This window comes from Dietzia cercidiphylli, assembly GCF_014145145.1.
Classification (GTDB): domain Bacteria; phylum Actinomycetota; class Actinomycetes; order Mycobacteriales; family Mycobacteriaceae; genus Dietzia; species Dietzia natronolimnaea.
In genome coordinates this window covers 1-6721 of the sequence record NZ_JAALEA010000450.1, presented here as the reverse complement: position 1 = coordinate 6721, position 6721 = coordinate 1, and the positions used below count along the sequence as shown (strand labels likewise).

8 protein-coding genes are annotated in these 6721 nt (G+C 71.4%); 4 read left to right on the top strand and 4 right to left on the bottom strand.

The features are described 5' to 3' along the window. Positions 1 to 828: bifunctional ornithine acetyltransferase/N-acetylglutamate synthase (locus G6028_RS15230; protein WP_182659375.1), on the bottom strand; the 828-nt coding region annotated here is incomplete at its 3' end. A gap of 325 nt (positions 829 to 1153) precedes the next feature. Here G6028_RS15230 and G6028_RS15225 point away from each other — a divergent pair. The 3 genes from G6028_RS15225 (at position 1154) to G6028_RS15215 (ending at position 2439) form a co-directional block, all read left to right on the top strand. Next, positions 1154 to 1333, top strand: coding sequence for a hypothetical protein (locus G6028_RS15225; RefSeq protein WP_182659374.1), 180 nt, complete (start codon positions 1154 to 1156; stop codon positions 1331 to 1333). Positions 1334 to 1688: 355 nt separating this feature from the next. Further along, on the top strand, positions 1689 to 1835 hold the full coding sequence (locus G6028_RS15220; protein WP_017836138.1) for a hypothetical protein: 147 nt from the start codon (positions 1689 to 1691) through the stop codon (positions 1833 to 1835). 142 nt (positions 1836 to 1977) lie between these two features. After that, complete coding sequence (locus tag G6028_RS15215; protein WP_182659373.1) at positions 1978 to 2439, top strand: SRPBCC family protein; 462 nt, start codon at positions 1978 to 1980, stop codon at positions 2437 to 2439. A gap of 22 nt (positions 2440 to 2461) precedes the next feature. On the opposite strand, the gene G6028_RS15210 is transcribed toward G6028_RS15215, so the two are convergent. Continuing rightward, positions 2462 to 3592 (bottom strand): NAD(P)H-dependent flavin oxidoreductase, encoded by a 1131-nt coding sequence (locus G6028_RS15210; RefSeq protein ID WP_182659372.1) that lies wholly within the window; start codon positions 3590 to 3592, stop codon positions 2462 to 2464. A gap of 204 nt (positions 3593 to 3796) precedes the next feature. Between G6028_RS15210 and G6028_RS15205 the strand changes: the two genes are divergently transcribed. Then, positions 3797 to 5077, top strand: coding sequence for a glycoside hydrolase family 3 protein (locus G6028_RS15205; protein ID WP_182659371.1), 1281 nt, complete (start codon positions 3797 to 3799; stop codon positions 5075 to 5077). A gap of 52 nt (positions 5078 to 5129) precedes the next feature. On the opposite strand, the gene G6028_RS15200 is transcribed toward G6028_RS15205, so the two are convergent. Both G6028_RS15200 and G6028_RS15195 read right to left on the bottom strand, forming a co-directional pair. Continuing rightward, on the bottom strand, positions 5130 to 5804 hold the full coding sequence (locus G6028_RS15200; RefSeq protein WP_241730802.1) for a DNA-3-methyladenine glycosylase I: 675 nt from the start codon (positions 5802 to 5804) through the stop codon (positions 5130 to 5132). 59 nt (positions 5805 to 5863) lie between these two features. Then, complete coding sequence (locus tag G6028_RS15195; protein WP_182617604.1) at positions 5864 to 6559, bottom strand: hypothetical protein; 696 nt, start codon at positions 6557 to 6559, stop codon at positions 5864 to 5866. Positions 6560 to 6721 lie beyond the last annotated feature (162 nt).

Sequence of the window (6721 nt, the reverse complement as noted above, 5' to 3'; positions counted from 1 at the left end):
CAACGTGGTGGCCCCCTCCCCGTCGCGGGCCAGCTGACGGGTCAGGTCCAGACACACGGCCTCGAGGGCCCGCCGCAGCTCCGCCGCGTCCACCGGCCCGGCCGCGCCGCTCGCCAGCGCGATCGCGGTGTCGGAGGTCGAGGTGTCGGTGTCGACGGACAGGCAGTTGAACGTGTCGTCCACCGCACCTCTGAACACGGTGTCCAGCACACCGGGCTCCACGGCGGCGTCGGTGAAGATCACGGCGATCATCGTGGCCATGTCGGGTTCGATCATCCCGACCCCCTTGGCGATGCCCACCACCCGGGCGGGCGCGCCCGTCGTCGTCGTCACCTCCACCTGCGCTGTCTTGGGGTGGGTGTCCGTCGTCATCATCGCGCTGGCCAGGGCGACAGCGTCGGCGTCGAAGTCGGCACCGGCCAACCCGTCGAGATGGGAACGCAGGATCGGCATGGGGTACCGCCGGCCGATCACGCCGGTCGAGGCGATGAGCAGCTCTTCCGGCGCGACCCCCACGGCTCCGGCCGCCCGCTCGAGGACCTCGCGTGCGTCCGCCATGCCCTGTTCGCCGGTGGCGACGTTGGCGTTCTTGGCCACCACCACGACGCCCCGTGCCCGGCCGCCGGCAGCGTTCTCCCGGCTGAGCACCACAGAGGGCCCGGCGAAGAGAGAGCGGGTGAATACCGCGGCGGACGCCACCTGCGGGCCGTCGTTGACGACGACGAAGACGTCGTCCCCGCGCTCCCGCAGGCCCGCCGACCCCGCGTGGGCCCGGAAGCCCGCGGGCAGGGGGATCGATGCGGGCGCGTCAGCGGCGTGCGGTGTCATGCCGCCCATTGTCTCCCACGGGATCGCCCGGCACATCGCGACGCCCCATCCCGCCGCTCGACGGACCCGCGCGCGGCGCCCCCGCCGCGGTCGACCTCCGTAATGTGAGTTGAATTACGTGAGAAATGCCGACGGATCGTTACGCAGCAAATATGAACGCTTTCTTGCGCGTCAATTCCGCCGATAGGCCCCTTCCCGGAAAGAGCTTGCGGTCACGGCCGTAACGCTTCCCCGGCGATTCGGGATGTACATCGCGAGTCCGAACCAAGGACTGCACTACGAGCGCGGCCCACCCGGCGCCGCGCACTGACGAAAGGGGTCCCTCATGGGTTCCATCGAAGACATCGCTTACGGTTCGCTCGGCCTCGCCGGTGAGGTCATCGGCACCGGCTCCGCCGCCGCCACCGGCCTCCTGGCCGCCGGTTCGTCCGCGGCCAACGGGTTCCTGGGCCTCCCGGAGTCGTTCCTGGACTTCGTGTTCGGGATCTTCAACAGCGCTTCCTGATCGACGGTTGACGTCGGGCCCCGAGCCCGACCTCACCTCCTCGACGCCGGCATCCGCCTTCGGACGGATGCCGGCGTCGTGCATTTCCTCGCCTCTTCCCGCCCGGACCCCTCAGCACATTCGCCGACATTCGGCTATTGAGACATAGATCACATTAAAGCGATTCGGGCGGACTTCCTGCACGAGTAAAAGAACTCCATCCGCTAAAACCCCGGAAAGACGCCCCACCGCGTGAATCCGGCCGACGGACTACGTACGGTCCGGAAGTGAGTTCTCGATGGACTGATCGAGTTCGCGAGAGCTTCACAGACCGAGCGGCGTTCCGGCGCCGCCCCCCTGACGAAAGGACCATCACATGGGTTCCGTTTCCGAGTTCATCGACGGCATCGCGACCGGCTCCTCCGCTGTCAACACCGGCTCCGACGTGGTCGACGGCGGCACCGACCTGTTCGCCGAGGTCCTCGGCTTCTTCACCGACCTCCTCGGCAACCTGGGCTCCTGAGCCGGCGCGCCTGACGGCGCGATGCCCGGGATCGGCTCCGGCCGACCCGAGCCGCCCGCGACACCGGCCTCCGCTTCGGCGGGGGCCGGTGTCCGCATTTCCGGCGCCCGCATCACCCGCCGGCGCCGGTAGCCTCGTCCCCATGCAGCTCGACCTGTCCCGTCACGTCGCCGCCGACCCCGCCACCGTCTGGGCCGTGCTCACCGACATCCCCTCCGCCCACCTCACCCTCAGCGGGGTGCTCGCGGTCGAGATCCTCACCGACGGCCCGTACGAGCCCGGGCTGCGCTGGCGGGAGACGCGGAAGATGTTCGGCATGAAGTCCACCGAGGAGATGATGGTGCTCGCGGCCGAGCCACCGAACGCCACCACGATCGTCGCCGAGAACGGCGGCACCGAGTACAAGACGGTGTTCACCATCTCCCCGGACGCCGACGGCGGCTCGACGCTGCGCATGCGCTTCGGCGCCCACACCGCCCACGCCCCCGCGGCCTCCCGCGTAGCGATGATGGTGATGGGGCGGTTCGCCGAGAGGTCGACCCGCCGAGCCATGGGACAGGACCTCGCCGATATCGCCGCCGAGGCCGAGCGCCGCGTCGGATGATCCCGGCCGCCGCGAATACGCTTCAGCGCGGTAGCGGCTTCGCGGCCCGGTCCCACAGTTCGGTCACCACTTCCACGGCCGAACGGTTGGCATAGGCATCGGCGGCTCGCCAGCGTGATCCCGCCCACAGCGGTGGGACGTCGTCGTCCCCGGCCTCAGCCGCTGCACTGCGCAACGGCCCGGTCAGCACGTGCAGGTACGGGTACGCCGGCGGCGCTACCTGATCGAACCCGGCCACGAACCCGTTGACCAGCGCACGGGCGTAGCGTCCGGTGTAGCAGCGGGTCGGCCGCGACTCGATGAACCGCGGATCGGCGAGCGCCGCCCGGTGCAGCGCGCCCGTGCCCGCCTCCGGGGTGCGGAGCAGCACGGTGCCCAGCTGGACGCCGTCCGCCCCAGCCTCGAGAGCCGCGGCGACGTCCTCCGGCGTACTGATCCCGCCGGCGGCCACGAACTGCGCGTCCGGCAGCGCGTCACGGACCGCCCGCACGAGCTCCACGGTGGTGATCTCGTCCGGCGCCTCGCCGATCGTGGTGGTGGACCGGTGGCCGCCGGCCTCCGAGGACTGCACGGAGAGCCAGTCGGCACCCGCCTCGACCGCGCGGTGGGCGTCCCGAACCCCTGCGACGGTGACGACGACCGCGGTGCCCACCTCCTGCAACGCCTCGACCACGTCACGGCCGGGGATGCCGAAGGTGAACGAGACCACCGCGACGGGATCGACGACGAGCGCCGCGAGGGTGGCGTCCTGGTCGAAGTCGGTGAAGCCCGGCCCCTCTGCCAGCGTGATCCCCAGCCGGTCGGCGACCGGCCCGATCGCGGCCGCGTAGCGGTCGACGGCCTCCGGCCCCCCGACCTCGGCCAGGGCCGCATCGGAATCGGCACGATCCACCAGGAAGACGTTCACTCCGAACGGGACGTCGGTGATCTCCCGCACCCGCGCGATCGCCGCCCGGGTGCCCGCGGCGTCGAGGTAGCCCGAGCCGATCATCCCGAGCCCGCCCGCCTCACCGACCGCCGCGAGGAGCTCGGGGGTCGTGGGCCCGCCGGCCATCGGCGCCCCGATCACGGATCGACGGAGGTCGGACGGCATCAACCGGGGCAGGCCCCGGCGGGACCGCGGGTGGGGGGTCCGGGTGTGGTGCTCGGTCATGTCTGCGACGCTACGCCCGGGTTCACCGCCCGGCTGCGGGAGGCCGAGTAGACCACACCGCCGACCACCGACTGCCGGAGCACCATCGCAGACGTGGGGTGACGTCGGGTGGCGTCGCGCCCGCCCGCGCTGTGCATTCGGCGCTCTGCCGCCCTGGGTATTCGGCGCGCTGCCGCCCGGTGCGTACCGGATACATTGGAGGTCGTGTCCTTCTCCCGCCGGCTCCGTCTGACGGTCGCCGCATCGGTCGTGGGGCTGGTGCTGGCCGGGTGCGGCGCCGACGAGTCTGCGGAACCCGTCGCCGCCCCCGCCGCCGACTCCTCCGCCGCACCCCCCGCCCGTGCCGAGCTGACCCCGCCGCCCGCGCCCCGGTGTGAGTCGCCGCTGGACTCGCTGACCCCACGCCAGCGGATCGCGCAGCTGTTCACCGTGGGCGTGAGCTCGATGGCCGACGCCCGCCACGCGGTGGAGCAGTACGGCGTCGGCGGAATCTTCCTCGGCGGTGACGTCGTCGGGGAGGTGGTCTCCGGCGACGACCTCGCCCGACTGCAGCAGGACACGGAGCTCCCGCTTTTGGTGGCGATCGACGAGGAGGGCGGGCGGGTGTCCCGCATCGCCCCCTACGCCGGGCCGATGCCGTCCGCCCGGGTCATGGCCGCCACGATGAGCCCGGAGGAGGTCCGCGCGGCTGCTCGGGACCGCGGAGAGTTTCTCCGCGGGATGGGCGTCACCGTCGACTTCGCCCCCTCCGTCGATGTATCCGACCAGCCGGACGGGGCCGTGATCGGCGACCGGTCCTTCTCTCCGGACCCGGCCCGCGTGGTCAGCTACGCGCGCGCCTTCGCCGCCGGCCTCGCGGACGCCGGGGTGACGCCGGTGTTCAAGCACTTCCCCGGCCACGGCCGTTCGTCGGGGGACAGCCACTACGAATCGGTGACCGTCCCACCGCTGGACCAGCTCCTCCCCCACGACCTCCGGCCGTTCTCCGAACTCGCCAGGACCCCCGGCGCCGGGATGATGCTCGGGCACCAGCAGGTACCCGGCCTCACGGGGATCGACCGGCCCGCCTCGCTCTCCCCGGCCGCCTACCGGCTGTTGCGCGAGGGCCACGGATACGGGGCCCCGCCCTTCGACGGCGCGATCTTCACGGACGACCTGTCAGGGATGCGCGCCGTCACGAACGACTTCCCACTTCCCCGAGCCGTGACCGAGTCGCTCATCGCCGGGGCCGACTCCCCGCTGTGGATCACCACCGCCGGGATCCCCGAGGCTCTCGACTCCGTTGAACGCGCCATTGCCGAGGGCGCACTGACCAGGAACGACCTCCACCGCTCCCTGGCCCGGATGGCCGCCCTCCGCGGGATCCCCGGTTGCCTGAGCTGGCCGGCCACCGGGCAGGTGGCGCAGGCGGGGTCGCTCGCCGCCCCCGTCCCCGACCTCCCGCACCGTGGTGCTCCGCCCGGCCTACCCGTTCTGCCCGGATAGCCGGAACCGCAGGGCCCGCTCAGTCCGCCGGGGTGACCCCGCGCCCGGAACGTCAGGTCACCGTCTCGCGCGTCCAGACTCCGGAGCTGCCACGCCGGTGCGAATCCGTCAGGTGCGTGTCGACCACCCCGATGGCCTCCATCAACGCGAACACCGTCACCGGCCCCACGAAGCTGAATCCCCGCCGCTTGAGATCCTTGGCCAGCGCCTCCGACTCCGGGGATCGGCTGGGCACCTCATCCATGGTCCGGGGCTGCGGTGTCTGTTCCGGCCGGTACGACCAGATCAGTTCCCCGAGACCGCCCTCGGTCCTCAGCGCGATCACGGCCCGGGCATTGGTGACCGCCGCGTCGATCTTGCGTCGATTGCGCACGATCCGCTCGTCGGCCATGAGCCTGGCGACGTCGGCGTCCCCGAAGCCCGCGACCGCATCGGGCGAAAACCCGGCGAACGCCTCCCGGAACGCCGGACGCTTGCGCAGGATCGTCACCCAGCTCAGGCCGGACTGGAAGCCCTCCAGGACGAGCCGCTCGAAGAGCCCCGCCTCGTCGCGGACCGGCATCCCCCATTCGGTGTCATAGTACTCCCGCAGCAGCGGGTCCCGTGCAGCCCAGGGCGGGCGCCTCAGCCCGTCCTCGCACAGCACGGTCCCGGCGCCGGTGGTCCCGGCACCGGTGGTCACTGCGGCGGTGCCGGTCGTAGCGGCGGTGGAATCCTGGGTCTGCATGTGGTCTCCCGAGTTCATCCGAGCACCCGTGTGGTGATCACCGTCACCATAGGATCCGGCTACGACAGCACCCCGGTGAGCTGGGTGATCCGCACCGCCGCCAGAGCGAGCAGCGCCAGGCCCACCACCAGGGTGAGCGCGCGCCCGGCCACGCGGCCGTAGGACAGGAACCGGTCGATGCGGCGGGTGGCCGCACCGATCCCGCCCGAACGAACTCGTGCCAGCGCGATGATCAACGCCGTGCTCGGCAGGATCGCGATGATCGCGAAGAACAGGATCTGCAGCAGCTTGGACCACCACGGGGACTCGGCGAACGAGATGAGGACCATCCCGGCCGCGAACGGCGCCGACGTGGCCGACTGGATGATGCCCAGCACGACGCCGGTGACCATGATCCCGAACTTCTGCAGAACGTTCTGGGTGAGCGGCGCCTCGACGCTCTCCTCCTTGGCCTCCGCGGGCTTGCGCAACCCCATGACGGTGATCACCAGACCGATGAGACCCAGGGCCACCATCGCCCAGAGGTTGTGGAACAGACTGCGGACGAACTCCTGGTTGTTGCCGATCACCCACACCGACACCAGCGAGAGGAGCACGATGCCGCAGAACGCACCGCCGGTGAACCGCGCGGCCCGGGGCGCGAAGGGCACGCCACGCCCGGCCGAGGTCAGCCACAGCCCCGCGATCACAGCGAAAGCCAGAAGGTTGACCGAATCGATCGCCGCGAATCCCAGCAGGCTGAGGTAGTACTGCACCGCCGATACCCTACCGGCGCCTGTCCGGACGCGGACCTCGGCTGTCGTGGGGAGCGCCGTCGTCGCCGGGGTCGCGCCCGTCGTCGTCGTCGCCCTCGGCGTCGTCCTCCTCCCGCCCCGGTCGGCCGAACACCGACCGCTCCCGCCGCCGCCGCACGTCCA